At 59.3% G+C, this 15,398-nt stretch carries 14 protein-coding genes; 10 read left to right on the plus strand and 4 right to left on the minus strand.

The window, feature by feature from the left end; genetic code table 11:
• Positions 1–4 precede the first annotated feature (4 nt).
• From AC0V6X_RS05140 to AC0V6X_RS05165, 6 genes are all read left to right on the plus strand, one after another.
• Positions 5–928, plus strand: coding sequence for an XrtA system polysaccharide deacetylase (locus AC0V6X_RS05140; protein ID WP_486183512.1), 924 nt, complete (start codon positions 5–7; stop codon positions 926–928).
• A complete protein-coding gene (locus AC0V6X_RS05145) occupies positions 925–1,986 on the plus strand; it encodes a FemAB family XrtA/PEP-CTERM system-associated protein (protein ID WP_486183513.1) in 1,062 nt (353 codons plus the stop codon). Before AC0V6X_RS05140 ends, AC0V6X_RS05145 begins: the two co-directional genes overlap by 4 nt.
• Before the next feature lie 13 nt (positions 1,987–1,999).
• Positions 2,000–3,226 (plus strand): TIGR03087 family PEP-CTERM/XrtA system glycosyltransferase, encoded by a 1,227-nt coding sequence (locus AC0V6X_RS05150; protein ID WP_486183514.1) that lies wholly within the window; start codon positions 2,000–2,002, stop codon positions 3,224–3,226.
• Positions 3,216–4,235, plus strand: a complete 1,020-nt coding sequence (xrtA, locus tag AC0V6X_RS05155) for an exosortase A (RefSeq protein WP_486183515.1) — start codon at positions 3,216–3,218, stop codon at positions 4,233–4,235. Before AC0V6X_RS05150 ends, xrtA begins: the two co-directional genes overlap by 11 nt.
• Positions 4,236–4,261: 26 nt before the next feature.
• Positions 4,262–6,160, plus strand: coding sequence for an XrtA/PEP-CTERM system amidotransferase (locus AC0V6X_RS05160; RefSeq protein ID WP_486183516.1), 1,899 nt, complete (start codon positions 4,262–4,264; stop codon positions 6,158–6,160).
• A gap of 271 nt (positions 6,161–6,431) precedes the next feature.
• Positions 6,432–7,334, plus strand: coding sequence for a crotonase/enoyl-CoA hydratase family protein (locus AC0V6X_RS05165; RefSeq protein ID WP_486183517.1), 903 nt, complete (start codon positions 6,432–6,434; stop codon positions 7,332–7,334).
• Between the two features lie 8 nt (positions 7,335–7,342).
• Here the strand turns inward: AC0V6X_RS05165 and zapE are convergent, their stop codons facing one another.
• Genes zapE through AC0V6X_RS05180 form a run of 3 tightly spaced genes read right to left on the minus strand, consistent with a single transcriptional unit; the run spans position 7,343 to position 9,721 of the window.
• Positions 7,343–8,461, minus strand: coding sequence for a cell division protein ZapE (gene zapE, locus AC0V6X_RS05170; RefSeq protein ID WP_486183518.1), 1,119 nt, complete (start codon positions 8,459–8,461; stop codon positions 7,343–7,345).
• 5 nt (positions 8,462–8,466) lie between these two features.
• A complete protein-coding gene (locus AC0V6X_RS05175) occupies positions 8,467–8,928 on the minus strand; it encodes a PaaI family thioesterase (RefSeq protein WP_486183519.1) in 462 nt (153 codons plus the stop codon).
• 10 nt (positions 8,929–8,938) lie between these two features.
• Positions 8,939–9,721, minus strand: coding sequence for a succinate dehydrogenase iron-sulfur subunit (locus AC0V6X_RS05180; protein ID WP_486183520.1), 783 nt, complete (start codon positions 9,719–9,721; stop codon positions 8,939–8,941).
• Positions 9,722–10,051: 330 nt separating this feature from the next.
• Between AC0V6X_RS05180 and AC0V6X_RS05185 the strand changes: the two genes are divergently transcribed.
• The gene (locus tag AC0V6X_RS05185) at positions 10,052–10,816 is read left to right on the plus strand and encodes an SDR family NAD(P)-dependent oxidoreductase (protein ID WP_486183521.1); all 765 of its coding nucleotides are present in this window, start codon (positions 10,052–10,054) and stop codon (positions 10,814–10,816) included.
• Here the strand turns inward: AC0V6X_RS05185 and AC0V6X_RS05190 are convergent, their stop codons facing one another.
• Entirely contained in the window at positions 10,817–11,869 is a 1,053-nt protein-coding gene (locus AC0V6X_RS05190; RefSeq protein WP_486183522.1) for a D-alanine--D-alanine ligase family protein, read from the minus strand. It abuts the gene before it with no gap.
• A gap of 156 nt (positions 11,870–12,025) precedes the next feature.
• On the opposite strand from AC0V6X_RS05190, the gene AC0V6X_RS05195 reads away from it, so the two are divergent.
• From AC0V6X_RS05195 to AC0V6X_RS05205, 3 genes are all read left to right on the plus strand, one after another.
• A complete protein-coding gene (locus AC0V6X_RS05195) occupies positions 12,026–13,621 on the plus strand; it encodes a hypothetical protein (protein WP_486183523.1) in 1,596 nt (531 codons plus the stop codon).
• Between the two features lie 68 nt (positions 13,622–13,689).
• Positions 13,690–14,325 carry a class I SAM-dependent methyltransferase gene (locus tag AC0V6X_RS05200; RefSeq protein WP_486183524.1) on the plus strand — a complete coding sequence of 212 codons (636 nt, stop codon included), beginning with the start codon at positions 13,690–13,692 and terminating at the stop codon, positions 14,323–14,325.
• Between the two features lie 223 nt (positions 14,326–14,548).
• Positions 14,549–15,346: a hypothetical protein gene (locus AC0V6X_RS05205; RefSeq protein ID WP_486183525.1), complete on the plus strand. Its 798-nt coding sequence runs from the start codon at positions 14,549–14,551 to the stop codon at positions 15,344–15,346.
• Positions 15,347–15,398: the final 52 nt, after the last annotated feature.

The raw sequence follows: 15,398 nt of genomic DNA on the forward strand, positions 1-15,398 counted from the left end.
GCCCATGAACGCTGAGAGCCCGATCCCTGTACCCACTGGGCCGATCATCAACGGCCTCTCCGTCGACGTGGAAGATTGGTTCCAGGTCGGCGCGTTTGAGGACGTGATCGCGCGCGACGATTGGGAAAGTATCTCGACCCGCGTCGAAGACAACGTCGCGCGAATTCTCGACCTGTTTGCTGAGGCTAAAGTCAACGCGACGTTTTTCACATTGGGCTGGGTGGCGAAGCGCCATCCGCAATTGATCCGCCGGATCGCCGATGCAGGCCATGAAATCGCGAGCCACGGCTTTGACCATGCCCGCGTCTTCACTTTCGACCGCAACAGCTTTGCCGAAGACATCCGCAAAGCGCGTACAATCCTGGAGGATTGCTCTGGGCAGCGCGTCACTGGCTACCGCGCGCCAAGCTTCTCTATTGACCAACGCTCATTGTGGGCTTTCGAAGAGTTGGTGGAGCAAGGCTACACCTACTCATCCAGTGTCGCGCCGATCACGCATGACCATTATGGCTGGCGAGAAGCGCCGCGCTTTGCGTTCTTCCCCGTAGATGGTGCGGATCTCATTGAGATTCCGGTGACCACTGCGATTCTGGGTGGCCGCCGGGTTGCTGCTGGGGGAGGGGGCTTCTTCCGTGTGCTCCCTTATGCGTTCTCACGCTGGGCCATCCGGCAAGTGAACCGCAAGGATCAGCGCCCTGCGGTGTTCTACTTCCACCCTTGGGAGATCGATCCGGCACAGCCGCGTGTGGCGGGTGCCCCAATCCGTTCAAAGCTGCGCCACTACACCAATCTCGACAAGATGGCGGACAAACTCGGCGATCTGGTTCGCGAGTTTGAATGGGGCCGGATGGACGTGCTGGCGATGCGCGAGATCAGCTTTGCGACGGATTTGGCAGGTGCTGAAGAGGAACTGGGAGTGCCGGCATGAACGCTCCCATCGCAGCCAGCACAAAAGTTTCGCTGATTGACCTATCCAATACCGTAGAGCGTGAACGTGTTGAGGCCTTCGCAAAAGAGCACGCAGGCAGCCTTTTCCACCGTCCGCAATGGCTTCTCGCAGTCGAGCGCGCGACCGGGCATCGCGCGACGGGTTTTGTCAGCGAGCAGTTGGGTGTCATCACGGGCTGGTTGCCCCTGACGCAGATGCGCTCCCTTCTGTTTGGCAATGCGCTCATTTCCAGCGGGTTTGCGGTTGGCGGAGGCATCCTTGCCGACGGTGAGAATGCGGTCGATGCCTTGGGTCAAGCGGCGGCTCACCATGCGCAGACCTATGGCTTTGCCAGCGCAGAACTGCGCGGCGGACTTATCCCTTCAGGTTGGACTGAAGTCTCGGAAAAGCATTGTGGCTTTGAACGCGACCTTGCTGTTGATGACGAGGCTGAACTCCTCGCCATCCCACGCAAATCCCGGGCGGAAGTGCGCAAGGGGCTGAAGAACGGGTTGGAAGTTCGGATCGGGCGTGAGGCGTCTGACCGAAACTCGCATTACGCCGTCTATGCGGAAAGCGTGCGCAATTTGGGGACGCCGGTTTTCCCAAAGCGGCTGTTTGCGCAGATGCTTGAGGCCTTTCCTGACTCAAGCGATATCCTGACGGTCTTCAAGGATGGCGAGCCGATTTCCAGCGTTCTTTCCTTCTACCATGACGGCGCAGTAATGCCCTTTTGGGGCGGGGGCACTTTTGCCGCTCGCAATGCCCGCGCTAATGAGCTGATGTATTATGAGCTGATGCTCCACGCCCGGCGTCACGGGATGCAACGGTTCGACTTTGGCCGCTCCAAAACGGGCAGCGGGCCTTACAAGTTCAAAAAGAACTGGGGCTTTGAGCCGCAGCCTCTCACTTACGCCACGTGGACCGCTGCGGGTGAGGAGCCGCGCGACGTTGATCCGACCAGCGCTTCATACGCTCGCAAGATTGCCGTTTGGAAGAAGCTTCCGCTCCCCGTGGCCAACACGATTGGCCCGATGATCGCACGCGACCTTGCGTGAGGGAGAGGGAACGGTGGGTGACATCCTATTCCTCGCACACCGAGTTCCGTTTCCGCCCAATCGCGGAGACACGATCCGCAGCGCCAACCTGTTGCGCAAGCTCGCCAAGATGGCTCCGGTGCATGTCGGGTGCTTCTCGGAAGGAAATGAGAGCCAAGCTGATCTCGATGAGTTGGCGAGTATCGCCGCGTCACATCTGGCGGTCCGACGTTCAAAGCCGCTCGTCCTTGCAGGCGCAGAGGCGGTTTTGTCGGGCAAGCCGGTAAGTCTGACCGCCTTTCACTCGTCCAAACTGGCAGCCTGGGTCCGCGAAACCATCGCGAGCCGCAACATCGACGCTATCGTCGTCTTCTCCGGACAGATGGGACAGTATGTACCGGAGGGTTTCGGCGGGCGTGTCGTGATCGACCTTTGCGACGTCGATAGCGCCAAGTTTGAAAGCTACGCTGCTGCTGGGGACCGCGTTTGGCTCAATGCGCGCGAAGGGCGCTTATTGGCCCGCGAAGAAGAACGCCTGGCCCGCCGTGCTGACGCGACTATCCTGATCAGCGAGAACGAGGCGGAGTTGTTCGATTCCCGCCTTCAATTCCCCTCGATGGCCAATGTGCATGTGATCGGCAATGGGATCGACGCTCAAGCCTTCGATCCGGGCAAAGTCGCCCCCCAGCCAGAGATCGCCGCGCGTCCGGGGCCGCACTTCGTCTTCACCGGGCAGATGGACTATGCGCCTAACGAAGCGGCGGCTTTGTGGGCGGCGGAGCACTTCCTCCCCAAGATCCGCGAGCAATTTGCGGATGCTGAGTTCCATGTCGTGGGGCGTGCTCCGACCAAGGCATTGCTTGCGCCTAGGGGCACTCCGGGTCTCACGATCTGGGGCGAAGTGCCTGACGTCAAACCTTTCCTTGCCAGCGCGACCTGCGTGATTGCACCGCTGCAAATTGCGCGCGGAGTGCAGAACAAGGTGCTCGAAGCGATGGCAATGGCGCGGCCTGTGATGGTCACGCCAGAGGCAGCGACGGGGATAAACGCGCGTGATGGCAAGGATTGGATGGTCGTGGAAGCTAATCCGAACGCGATGGTGCACACGGCCGTCGCTTTGATGAATGACCCAAAGCGTGCCGAAGAGATGGCTATCGCTGCACGGCATTTCGTCCTGAGCAACCATGATTGGGAGGCGATGCTTGCACCTCTCGATGCGTTGGTCTGGGGCAGTGGAGGGGAGGCGCGTGATGCAGCCTGACACCGCAATTCCCGATCCCAGCAGCCAGTCCTTTTTGGCTCGCATCCCTGCAGCTTGGCAACGCACGCTGGGCGCGCTCGCCATCGCGGCGGCGATCCTCGTCGCGATTACGGCACGTGAGTGGGGGGAGATGCTCCATCAATGGTGGAACATCGACACCTATACGCACATCTTGTTGGTGCCTTTCATTATTGGGTGGCTCACCGTCTTGAAGGCGGGAGAGCTTGCCAAGACTGAGCCGAGACCTTGGCTGCCCGGGCTCGCCATTGTCGCAAGCGGCCTCGCCCTGTGGCTTGTGGGCCGGGCGAGTGACATCAACCTCGTTGCTCACGCTGGAGCTGTGGGCGCACTTCAGGGGCTCGTCATTGCGATGATTGGACCGCGCGCTTCACTGATGCTCGCATTGCCGCTGGTCTTTGGAGTGTTCCTCGTGCCGTTTGGTGATGAGATCATCCCGCCGCTGCAAGCGATCACAGCGGACATCGCAATTGCGCTCACCCATTGGAGCGGCATTCCCGCAGTGGTTGATGGCATCTATATCGACACGCCTGTGGGTCTGTTTATCGTGGCGGAGGCTTGCTCCGGCGTGCGTTTCCTGATCGCGATGGTGACGCTTGCCGTGTTGGTGTGCTTTACACGGTTCAAGAGCTGGACGCGGCGAGCAGCCTTCATGGCTGCCTCGATCATCGTGCCGATCATCGCCAATGGCATCCGCGCATGGGGCACAATCTACATCGCGCAAAGCCAGGGCGTTGAGTTTGCCGCGGGCTTCGATCACATCTTTTATGGCTGGATCTTCTTTGCGCTGGTTGTTGCATTGGTTCTCTCAGCTGCATGGCGCTTTTTCGAGTGTGAACCTGACGACTTTGGCTGGAGTGCTGAACAGGTCGCGCAATTCCGGTTTACCTCTGCATTGGAGCGCGGCTTTGCCAGTCCGATCGTACTGATTGCAGGCACCGCGGCGCTCGCTATCACCGCCAGTCTTCTCGTCCCGATTGTCGCTGGCTGAGCGTTAGGCTAACCGCTTAAATCACCATGTGCGGGATCGCCGGAATCTTTCATGCTGAAACGCCCAAACCGGTCGATCCACGCCGGGTTGAGCGTATGTGCGATGCACTGGTTCATCGCGGTCCAGATGGCTCGGGGGTTTGGACCGCGCCGGGTGTAGGGCTGGGCCATCGTCGGCTCTCCATCATCGACCTAGAAGGTTCTCCCCAGCCAATGCATTCCGCTGACGGGCGTGCGGTGATCGTCTTCAATGGCGAGATCTACAATTTCCGTGAGCTGCGGCATGAGCTGGAGCAAGGTGGCGCGCGGTTTAAGACCACCGGGGATACCGAAGTCATCCTAGCGGCGTGGCAGCGTTGGGGGCTGGACTGTTTGGACAAGCTCCACGGCATGTTCGCCTTCGCACTCTACGACCTAGACAAGCGGCAATTGCTACTTGCTCGCGACCGGTTCGGCGTGAAGCCGCTTTTCATGACGCACCTGCCCGATGGCAGTTTGGCATTTGCCTCGGAACTAAAAGGACTGCTCGCTCATCCTCAGATGCGCAGGCGGCTCGACCCGCGCGCGCTCGATGCCTTTCTGACCTGGGGCTATGTGCCCGACACCCATTCAATCCTTTCCGGAGTGTCGAAGCTGCAAGCCGGCCATTTCCTGCTGCTGGAACATGGCAAGCCGGTGCCTGCGCAGCGCAAGTGGTGGGACATATCTTTCGAAGCGCGTGAGACGGGCAAAGAAGCCGATCTTTCCGCGCAACTTGTCCATCTGATGCGCGACGCGGTGCAGAGCCGCATGGTCTCCGATGTTCCATTGGGAGCGTTTCTATCGGGAGGCGTGGACTCCTCCAGTGTCGTGGCTCTGATGAGCGAGGCCAGTTCTGAGCCCGTGCGCACATGCTCCATCGGGTTCGACGTCGCAGACTTGGATGAGAGCGACTATGCGCGGCTGATCGCCGAGAAATTCGGGACGGAGCACGACGCGCGCACAGTCGACGCCGACGACTATCACGCCATCGATCAGCTCTCCGGGATGTTCGATGAACCCTTCGCCGATGCTTCCGCGCTGCCCACATGGCGAGTGTGCCAGCTGGCGCGGGAGAAAGTGACGGTCGCGCTTTCCGGTGATGGCGCAGATGAGGCATTTGCTGGCTACCGCCGTCAGGTCTTCCATCACAATGAAGAGCGGGTCCGCAGCCTTATTCCTGCTGGCGTCCGAGAAGGGCTGTTCGGTCCACTGGGGCGGATGTGGCCCAAGGCGGATTGGGCGCCGCGTCCTCTTCGCGCCAAAGCAACCCTTTTGGCCTTGGCTGAGACGGGTGAGGCCGGATATGCACGTGGCCTATCGGTGATGACGCCCGAAGCACGTGCAGCGCTCTATACGGATGGGTTCAAGGCGCAACTTGATGGATTTCGCGGTGAAGATGAGCTGATCAAGTTGATGCGATCCGCCCCTTCGCAAAGCGGCCTCGACCGAGCGCAATATGCCGATCTCAAGTTTTGGTTGCCGGGCGATATTCTCACCAAGGTCGATCGCACCAGTATGGCCGTCAGTTTGGAGGCGCGCGAGCCTTTGCTCGACCACCGCTTGGTCGAGTTCGCTGCCCGCTTACCGGAAAAGATGCGGGTGAAGGGGTCGACGGGCAAATACCTCCTGAAGAAGTGCATGGAGCGATATCTCCCCTCCGACATTCTCTACAGGCCAAAGCAGGGCTTCGTAACACCCATTTCCAATTGGCTACGTGGCCCACTGAGCGGAGAGGCGCGGGCCATTGCGACGAGTGCTGTGGTCACTCAGACGGGCTGGTTCTCAGCCAAGCGGGTCGCCCAGTTGGCCGAGGCACATATTGCGGGACGTAGCGACAATTCGCGCGAGCTTTGGCAATTGTTGATGCTGGAGCGGGCATTTACGCGACTCGGCATCACAAGCTGAGTGTGTTTCATGCGCGAGTCCTGAGCGCATGAGCCCAAGTTACCCACAAGTTGTTTGACAATATTGCAACCGACCGGGCGAAGTGAACCGAATTGGGACTCAGCTCATCGTGAAAGCGCAAATAATTGTTTGCGTCCCTCCCGAGCGGTAGGTTAAGTTCGCATTAAAGCAGGTCAAAAAGGCCTCGCGAAAAGCGCTTGAGGCTTTCGAGCGCAACAGGGTCGAAGTGGAGCAAACAGGGATGGACGGCAGCGGCAATAAAGCAATTCCGTTGACTGGTGATGAGGAGTTCGTCTCCGAAAGCATTCTTCACGCTTCTATTCCGGAAGATCTGTTTGCTCTCCAAGAGTTAGACGTCCTTTATGAGGATAGCTCTGCGACCTTGTGGACCTATATGAACCCCGCGGGTCGCCCAAGCTTCACTCCGAACATGCTGCATGATTTCGAGGAGTGGCAGTCGCAAATCATGAAGGGCTTTGGTCCTGATAAAGTTCCTTTGCGCTACCTCGTTTTAGGCAGCCGCGCGCCGGATGTTTTTTGCTTTGGCGGTGATCTTGAGCTCTTTCAAAAGCTAATTCGGGACCGCAACCGAGCAGGGCTGGTCGAATACGGACATCGCTGCTGCGCTATCCTTGACCGCAATATTCGCACCCTCGATATCCCGATGCTGACAATCGGCCTTGTGCAAGGGAGTGCGCTCGGCGGAGGGTTTGAGGCGCTGTTGTCGTTTGACTATATCATCGCAGAGCGCGGTGCGACATTTGGGCTGCCCGAAGTGATGTTCGGTCTGTATCCCGGCATGGGCGCGCATGCGCTTCTGACCCGCAAATTGGGGTCGGCAATGGCCGACCGGATCATCGTATCCAACGAGACTTACACCGCCGAGCAGATGTATGATCTAGGCATTGTCCACGCCCTTGCCGAGCCAGGTGATGGCGTCAGTGCAGTGCGTGAGTTCATCCGCAAGTCGGAACGTCGGCATGCGGGACTTGTCGGGGCGCGCAGTGCATCGAAGAAGGTCAATCCGGTCTCCCTTGAAGAGCTTAATGCTATCACGGAGATGTGGGCGGATACGGCGCTCACACTTAGCGACAACGATCTGAAGATCATGAGCCGCTTGGTGGCGGCTCAAGCTCGCCTTGCAGAGCGGATCGGAACCGCCGCGGCGGCCTAAGGCAGCAGCTACTCCGCCGCCGCCGTTTCTGCGCCGTGGCCCAAGGCCATATATTCATCTGACTGCATTTCGTTGAGGCGACTGGCTGTCCGCTCAAATTCAAAGCTGCCATCGCCGGCCTGATAGAGCTGATCAGGTTTGACCGCAGCTGTTGCGAACAGCTTTACCCGGTGCTCATAAAGCGCGTCGATCAGCGTCACGAAACGCGCGGCTTCGTTGCGCATATCAGGGCCCATCCGCGGGATCCCGACGATGATGACGGTGTGATAAGCGCGTGCAATGGCGAGGTAGTCGGGTGCTCCTCGGGCTTCGGCGCATAGGCGTTTGAAGCTGAAAACGCCCACGCCTTTCAGAGACTTGGGGACGTGGATCGAGCGTTTCGCTCCGATGGCAAGCTCTGCGCTGGGGACATTGTCTGCGTCTTCGGGGGCGAAGTCTGTCAGTCGGAAGAACAGCTCGCGCACCTTGTCGGTGGCTTCCTGCCCAATGGGCGTGTGCCAAACAGGCATGCCGCCAATCCGGTCGAGCCGATAATCGGTTGGCCCATTGAGGCTCAAGACATCTAATTCGCTCTCGATCAGGTCAATGAACGGCAGGAAATGCTCGCGGTTGAGACCGTCTTTATAGAGGTCCAGCGGCGGCCTGTTGGAGGTTGTGACAATCGTCACTTGCTGTTCGCGGATCAGGTGCGTGAACAGGCGGCTCATGATCATGGCATCGGCGGAGTTGTTCACCACCATCTCGTCGAAGGCGAGCACACGGACACCATCTGAGAGCTTCTCCGCCACCGGAGGGATGGGGTCACCGGGATGCGTCTTGCGCGCCTCCCGCATGGCTGCGTGCACCTCCTGCATAAAGGCGTGGAAGTGGACGCGGCGCTTCTCGGCAATGGGCAGCGTGTCATGGAACAGATCCATCAGCATGGACTTGCCCCGTCCAACACCGCCCCACATGTAGACGCCGCGATTGCGCTCTGGCTTCCGGCCGAACAGCTGACCAAGGAAACCGCCCGCCTTGGGCGCCTCGAGTTCCCTCTGAAGTGAGTTGAGCAACTCAACGGCGCGGCGCTGATCTGGATCGGCGCGCAGTTCGCCATTGGCGATGAGCTTCTCATAACGCGCGCGCATGTCCGCTAGCCTCGCGGTTTCATCTTGCGCACGATGCCGGAGTAGCTTGCGACCACATCGTCGTCCTGCACGACTTGGCCGCGCACAAAGACGAGCTTGCCGGTTTCACGCACGATCTCGTTGACAGCGTCGAGAGGCCGCGCCGGATCACCGCCGCCGACGAAGTGGGTGGAGAGCTCCAACGTCACCGATGGCCCCGCATTGCCACTGCCAATCGTATGCATCGTTGTGAACATCGAGATGTCGATCAGAGCGAGGGTGACCGCGCCGTGTATGATGCCTTGCAGGTTCTCATGCTTGCGCTGGGGAAACATGCGCAAGCGGGCTCTACCATCCTCTTCAACCCGCGTGATGAGCTTGCCCATCACCGCACCATTGAACAGGCTTTCATCCTTGAGATTCCAATGCCGCCATCCGGGATTGTCCGGGTCTGGCCCGTGCTCGAATACGTCGTCGCTAAGGGCCATAAGTCGTTGATTAGATGGCGCGTTCGGCCATCATCTTCTTCGTTTCGGCAATCGCTTTGGCGGGCGAGAGGCCCTTGGGGCAGACATTCGCGCAGTTCATGATCGTGTGGCAGCGATAGAGGCGGAAGGGGTCCTCCAGCTCGTTCAGGCGCTCACCCGTCATTTCGTCACGGCTGTCGGCGAGCCAGCGATAGGCTTGCAACAGGATCGCCGGGCCGAGGAACTTGTCGGAGTTCCACCAATAGGACGGGCAAGATGTTGAGCAGCAGGCGCACAGAATGCACTCATACAATCCATTGAGCTGCTCACGCTGCTCAGGCGATTGCAGGCGCTCCTTGCCCGAAGGCGTCGGGCTGACCGTTTGCAGCCAAGGACGGATTGAGGCGTATTGTGCGTAGAAATGCGTGAAGTCTGGCACCAGATCCTTGATCACGTCCATATGCGGCAGCGGCGTAATGCGAATCTCGCCCTTCAGATCCTCAATCGCGGTGGTGCAGGCAAGGCCATTCTTGCCGTTCAAATTCATCGAGCAAGACCCGCAAATCCCTTCGCGGCAGGACCGGCGGAAGGTCAGAGTCGGGTCAATCTCATTCTTGATCTTGAACAGAGCGTCGAGGACCATTGGGCCGCATTCGTCGAGGTCGATCTCAAACTTGTCGTAGCGCGGGTTCTGGCCGCTATCGGGATCGTAGCGATAGATTTTGAACGATTTGACCCGTTTGGCGCCCTCGGCCTTGTGGACCTTGCCATCGTTCTTGATCCTGGAGTTCTTCGGAAGCGTAAAGGTAGCCATGTGTTCTTAGTGATCCCTATTTCTGCATCTCTACTTAACGTCTGGCTCAGGGGAGGCAAGATGGCACTGGTTGAGAGTGGCGCCACCTTCGTTGCGAGGGGTGCAAGCTTTGCTGGGCTGACACACTGAATTGCAGTCAGTGAAAATAGCCGAGCAGGCTGTAAGTAACTGAAAAAACGTGAGGTTCTACCAGCCTCTCATCACAATGTGTGACTTTCCGATTTTCTCCTGTCACGAGCGCATTTTCCGAAGGCTTTGCCTACCGCTTGCTATCTTTGTGGATAGGTCGACGGGATATTCTGTAGCGGCCATGCGTTCGGGTTAGCGACTATGGCTGAAGTAGGAAAATTGATGGTGCATTCGTCGCAATCTCTCCCCCGCCGCGCCGCCGTGTTTGGGGCGAGCGGAGGGATTGGACGGGCGCTGTGCGAAGGGCTCGCGGCGCGCGGGTGTGAGCGTGTCTATGCCGGCTCGCGCAAAGGGATCTGGGCAGGAGAGGCATCGCCTGCAATTCAGCCCTTTGTGTTCGACCTCAAGGACGAGACGAGCATTGCCGCGGCTGCGGATACGATGCGCGCTCAGCCGCCGGAATGGGTCATTGTGACGAGCGGTGTGCTCACACTGGAAGACGGCAACGGTCCTGAGCGCACCTACAAACGCCTCGATGCAACCGCGATGGCAGAGGTGCTGGCGATCAACACGATCGGACCTGCGATGGTGGCAAAGCATATGCTCCCGCTGTTGCCGCGATCCGAACCGAGCGTCTTTGCCGCACTGTCAGCGCGCGTCGGGTCGATTTCGGACAATGGGCTGGGCGGATGGCATTCCTACCGCGCGTCCAAAGCCGCGCTGAACATGCTGCTCAAGAACTTCGCGCTGGAGATGGGGCGAACGCACAAGCAGAGCGTGGTCGTCGGCTTGCATCCCGGTACGGTCGATAGCGACCTGTCGAAGCCATTTCAGTCTGGACTGCCAGACGGACAGCTGACCAAGCCGGACGAGGCGGCGGGGATGCTGCTGAATGTGCTTGCAGGGCTGGGTCCAGAGGATAGCGGGAAAGTGTTTGATTATGCCGGGGCAGTGGTGCCTGCCTAGTCAAACCCCCGCCATCTCAAGCGGCACCGTCTCTTCCGTCTCAATCGCCTCAACCACGCCTTGTCGCAGCATGGAGTGGGCGATGATCGTCTCGATCAGGTCGGGATAGGTCAGACCGGCGATCCGTGCGGACGTTCCCAGCACACGCGGCTCCCATATGTTGCACTGGATGTTGACCTCCAGGAAGGAGATGTCGCCGGTGACCTCGTTATAGCGCATTTCGAAGCGGCCATAATCGAACGGGAAGAGCTCTGCGACGAGCGGCGCGCTCATCTCTTGAGCGCGGGCGATGATTTCGGGGGCGAGCTCTTGCACCAGCTTTGCCGCGCTGGCGGCAAGGCCGCGCTTTTCCTCATAATACCGGATTGCCTTTGGATCGTGGTCAAAGCGCATCAGCGGCAGGAATTGCGGCTGCGGCCCTGCAATGACTGGCAGTTCAATGTCGATGCCTTCCATGAAAGGCTCGATGATCGCATCGTGGCCTTCATCGTGAAGATACCGCACTGCGTCCCACAGTTCCTCAGCCGAATGCACGTGGCGGATGCCCCATGATGCGGAGGAGGCATTAGGCTTCACGATCAGGTTGCTGCCTGGAAAGCCCTCGGGCAGCTTCAACGGTTGATGGCGGCGTATCACCACCCAGTCGGCTGTCTCCACCCCCAGCGCCCGCGCGGTGCGCTTCATCAAGTGCTTGTCGTCAGCAAGCCCCCGCTGGATCGGACTGGCACCGAGATAAGGCAGGCGATGTTGCTCGCACAGGAGCGGGATCGCCATCTCCGAATTGAAGTAGCCCGCGCGATTGAGCAGTGAGAATACGAAGTCGACCTGCGGTTTTTCATACAGGGCGGAGGCGTCGTTCGCGATTTCGACGTTGAGGCCGATGGCCTTTAACGTATCGCGCACATGGCAATGATAGACCGCGTGGTCGCCATCCTCGGGATCTTGACCGCCATCGGACTTGGCATGCTTGGCGATGAAGAGGACTTTCAGCCGATCCTTGTCGGCAGCTTTCAATCGACTGCGAAGAGCGGGCTGAAAAGCGGTTCGAGGCATAGACTTACGGACCCAGATCGAAAGTGGGGAGGGCGTGCGCTCGCTTTGCGTTGTGCGCCAAAGGCGTTATACGGGCGCAAATCGGGGGCACAAGGATTAACCCTGTTTGCCCAGCTTCCCCCACCAACTTTCCCCCACCAACTCTTCGGCGCCCCTATGACCCTCGACACTCTCACCGACGAGCTTTCGCTTAGCACCTGCGCATTGATGAGCCTGGGCGGCGATGACCGCATCACATTGGATGAACGCAGCGGCCTCAATTCCTATGGCTGCGCGCCAGAGCCGATGCGCACGCTGGGCTATTCCTCCTCCACCGCGAGCTTTATCGGCGCGGCGGCCTATTCCTATGTCAACTCGCTGCACGACCAATTGCGCGTCGAAGTGGCGTTGGGGAAGCGTGATCCTGCCGATATTTATGAAGCTCATCTGACGCGCGCGGCCAATCGCATATGGGCAAGCTATGGTCTGGAGGAGGGCACGGATTTGGCCTTTGGTCCCTCAGGCACTGACCTTGAATATATCGCGCTCGCTTGCGCGCTGGAGGCATCCGACAAAGTCTGCAACATCGTCGTCGAAGTCGATGAGGTGGGCAGCGGGTGCCAGCACTCACAAGCAGGCCGATACTTCGCGCCGCGCACGGCTCTTGGCCAAGACGTGACAAAGGGGGATCCCCTGCCCGGATTTTCCCCTGATGCGATCCGTGTTGAGACGGTGCCCATGCGCCAGTCCTGCGGAACGGTCACAGAACTTTCGGCTCATGCAGAGCTGATCAATCAGGCAGTTGCAGCGTCGATTGCGAAGGGCGAGCGCCCTCTGCTGCACGTCGTCCACCGCTCCAAAACCGGCATCGTCCTGCCCGAGTGGGAGGTGCTGGAGCAGGTGGCGCACGAATATGGCGATAGGCTCGATATTGTGGTCGATGCGTGCCAAGGGCGGATTTCGCCCGCTTGCTTGCGGCGTTACCTCGACATTGGCGCCAGTGTGCTGGTGACCGGCTCCAAATTCATCGGCGGCCCTCCGTTTAGTGCCTTTGCGATCTTCCCCGAGCGCATTTCGGAGCGCATGGCGTCCGCCAAGGCTCTGCCAGAAGGGCTCGCCCATTTCTTCACCAAGGCGGAGATGCCGCGCCATTGGGCCGCGCGCGATACTCTGATCCATCGCCCGAACTTCGGCATGCTCTTGCGGTTGGAGGCTGGGCTGTTTGAGCTGGAGCGCCTGCTTGCCCATTCGCCTCAGCGTCTGGAGCGTGTGATCGGGGCGTTTGCCTCTGCCATGCGGAGCCTCTCTGACGATCTGCCGTTTGAGCTGCTCGAAAGTCCTGCATCGGGTGATCTGCCGCTTGAGCCGCTGCACCCGCTCGACCGGCAGAGCCTGTTTGTGATTGCTCTCAAGCCCGCATTTCTGGGTGACCGCCGGATCGACTTTGACGATGCGCGTGCGATCTATCGCATGCTTTACCGCGATCTCTCCGATCGTTTCGACGATCCCGAGCAGAAAGTGATCGCGGGCGAGATTTGCCATCTTGGCCAACCCGTTCGGTGTCTGAGAGGCGAAGATGGTTGGCACCCGACTTACCGCCTGTCCCTGAGCGCGGGCCAGATTTCGGACCTCGCTGGCATGGAGAGCGATCTTCTGACGGCGCGCTTTGAAAGCGACATTGCGCGCATTGGTCGCAAGATTGCGCTCGCGGTGGAACTGCTGTGCGCAGATCGGGCTGAGATTGAAGGCGCGGAACCCATCGTTGAGGCGTAAATCCGCGAACTGGATGCTTTGCGCCCATCGGTCTATCGTGGCCTCAAGCCGAAGAGGGAGAGAACGCCATGGGCCTCAAGAGCTGGTACGAACGGGCGATCATGCCCAAGCTCATCACCTGTGCGTGCAGCCAAGGGCAGGTGATGAAGCGGCGCGCAGCCATCGTCCCGCAAGCGCGCGGGGATGTATTTGAGCTGGGCTGTGGCGGCGGGATCAATCAGGAATTCTACGACGCGCAGGCGATCACGTCTTACGCTGGGATCGACCCGCATGAAGGGCTTCTCGACACCGCTCGCAAAAGCGCGCAGGCCAAGGGTCTCGAAGCCGATATTCGCACGGGGGTGGGCGAGGATATTCCGTTTTCCGATGCAAGTTTTGACACATGCGTGTGCACTTTCACGCTCTGTTCGGTTCAGGATCCCGCCCGCGTTCTGAGCGAGCTGCGCCGCATCCTGCGCCCCGGTGGCAAGGCGCTATTCCTTGAACATGGCCGCGCGCCGGATGAGGGTGTTGCAAGATGGCAAGATCGGATAGAGCCGCTGTGGAAGCCGATGGCGGGCGGTTGCCATCTGACCCGCCCGATCACCTCAGCGGTGCGCGCATCAGGCTTTGAAGTCGAACCGGTAGGAGAGGGCTATACACCCGGAGCACCCAAATTTGCCGGATGGATGGAATGGGGCGTGGCGAGGCGCGCTGATGCCTAGCCAAATTCATTGTGTTTGAGCTAGTTAGACCGAAATGATCCGCATACCCTTCCTCCTGACCGCTTTAGTGAGTTTAGCCCTGCCGAGCTGTGCTGCGGCTGAGTCGCCTCTGAAAGATTGCGCGTCTGTCGAGCGGCATACGATTACGATTGAGGCGTTGAGGCAAGCGCCGCGGGGGGATTGGAACGAGCGAGAGCGGGCGGATAGGGAACGTCGCGCGCCGGTGACAGACAAGCGCGAAGAGGTGCTTTCCGCTTTTGATGTAGCTGCAGAAGGCGCCGTGCTCCCAGCTCGTTTTGATATTCAGCCAGGTTTTGAGCAGTTTTCGCCTTGGCAAGTCCAAGGCCGGGTAACGCAAGACAGTGCACTTTATGTTGCCCTCCCTCTAAATTGGGCCGTCCGGAGTGAAGGCCGGGAAGAGATCACCGTCTGCACAGTGCGGTTCGATACCCAGAATGCGAGCGATTTTGACCACTTAGCCGCACTGTTTCTTGTTCTTGCTGCCGGGGACTGCTCGCGTGACGGGCTGACGGATGAGGAATTGTTGGCCGACCTCAAAGCGCCCGTTTACCCACTCTCCGCACAGGATCCTTTGACTGTTAAAGTAAGGGCGGAACGGGAATTTGGTGATGCCCCAACGGTTCAAGTTCTCGCGGCTGATGACTTCAAACCGATCTATGATTGGCGCTCTGTCCCGGGCGACTTTCTGGGAGGTGGCGAGTATCGGCAGATACTCAAGCAAAATGATCTGGCCGGAACGCGGAGCTGGATTGAAACCTCTGATGGAGAATTTCTGACATTCTTCCAAAGCCGGGAAGTGCAATCAGCAATATGCGTTTATCGCGGGCCAAGTGCCGGGCAATTGTTCGAGATCAACATCGGGCAAGCGGCCTTTATTCGCGACACCACGCCGCCATTTCAGCGCTTTTGCCTAGAGCAGCTGAACGCCATTGATGAAGAATACTCAGACCGTCTGCGCCGCGACACACGTCCAATCACAATCACGCCTGTCCAAGACTGAAAGCAATCGGGCCGAACGCGCTTTGCGTCCGGCCCGAATAACTGCTCAGTCG

It is taken from the genome of Erythrobacter sp. S267, assembly GCF_057365045.1.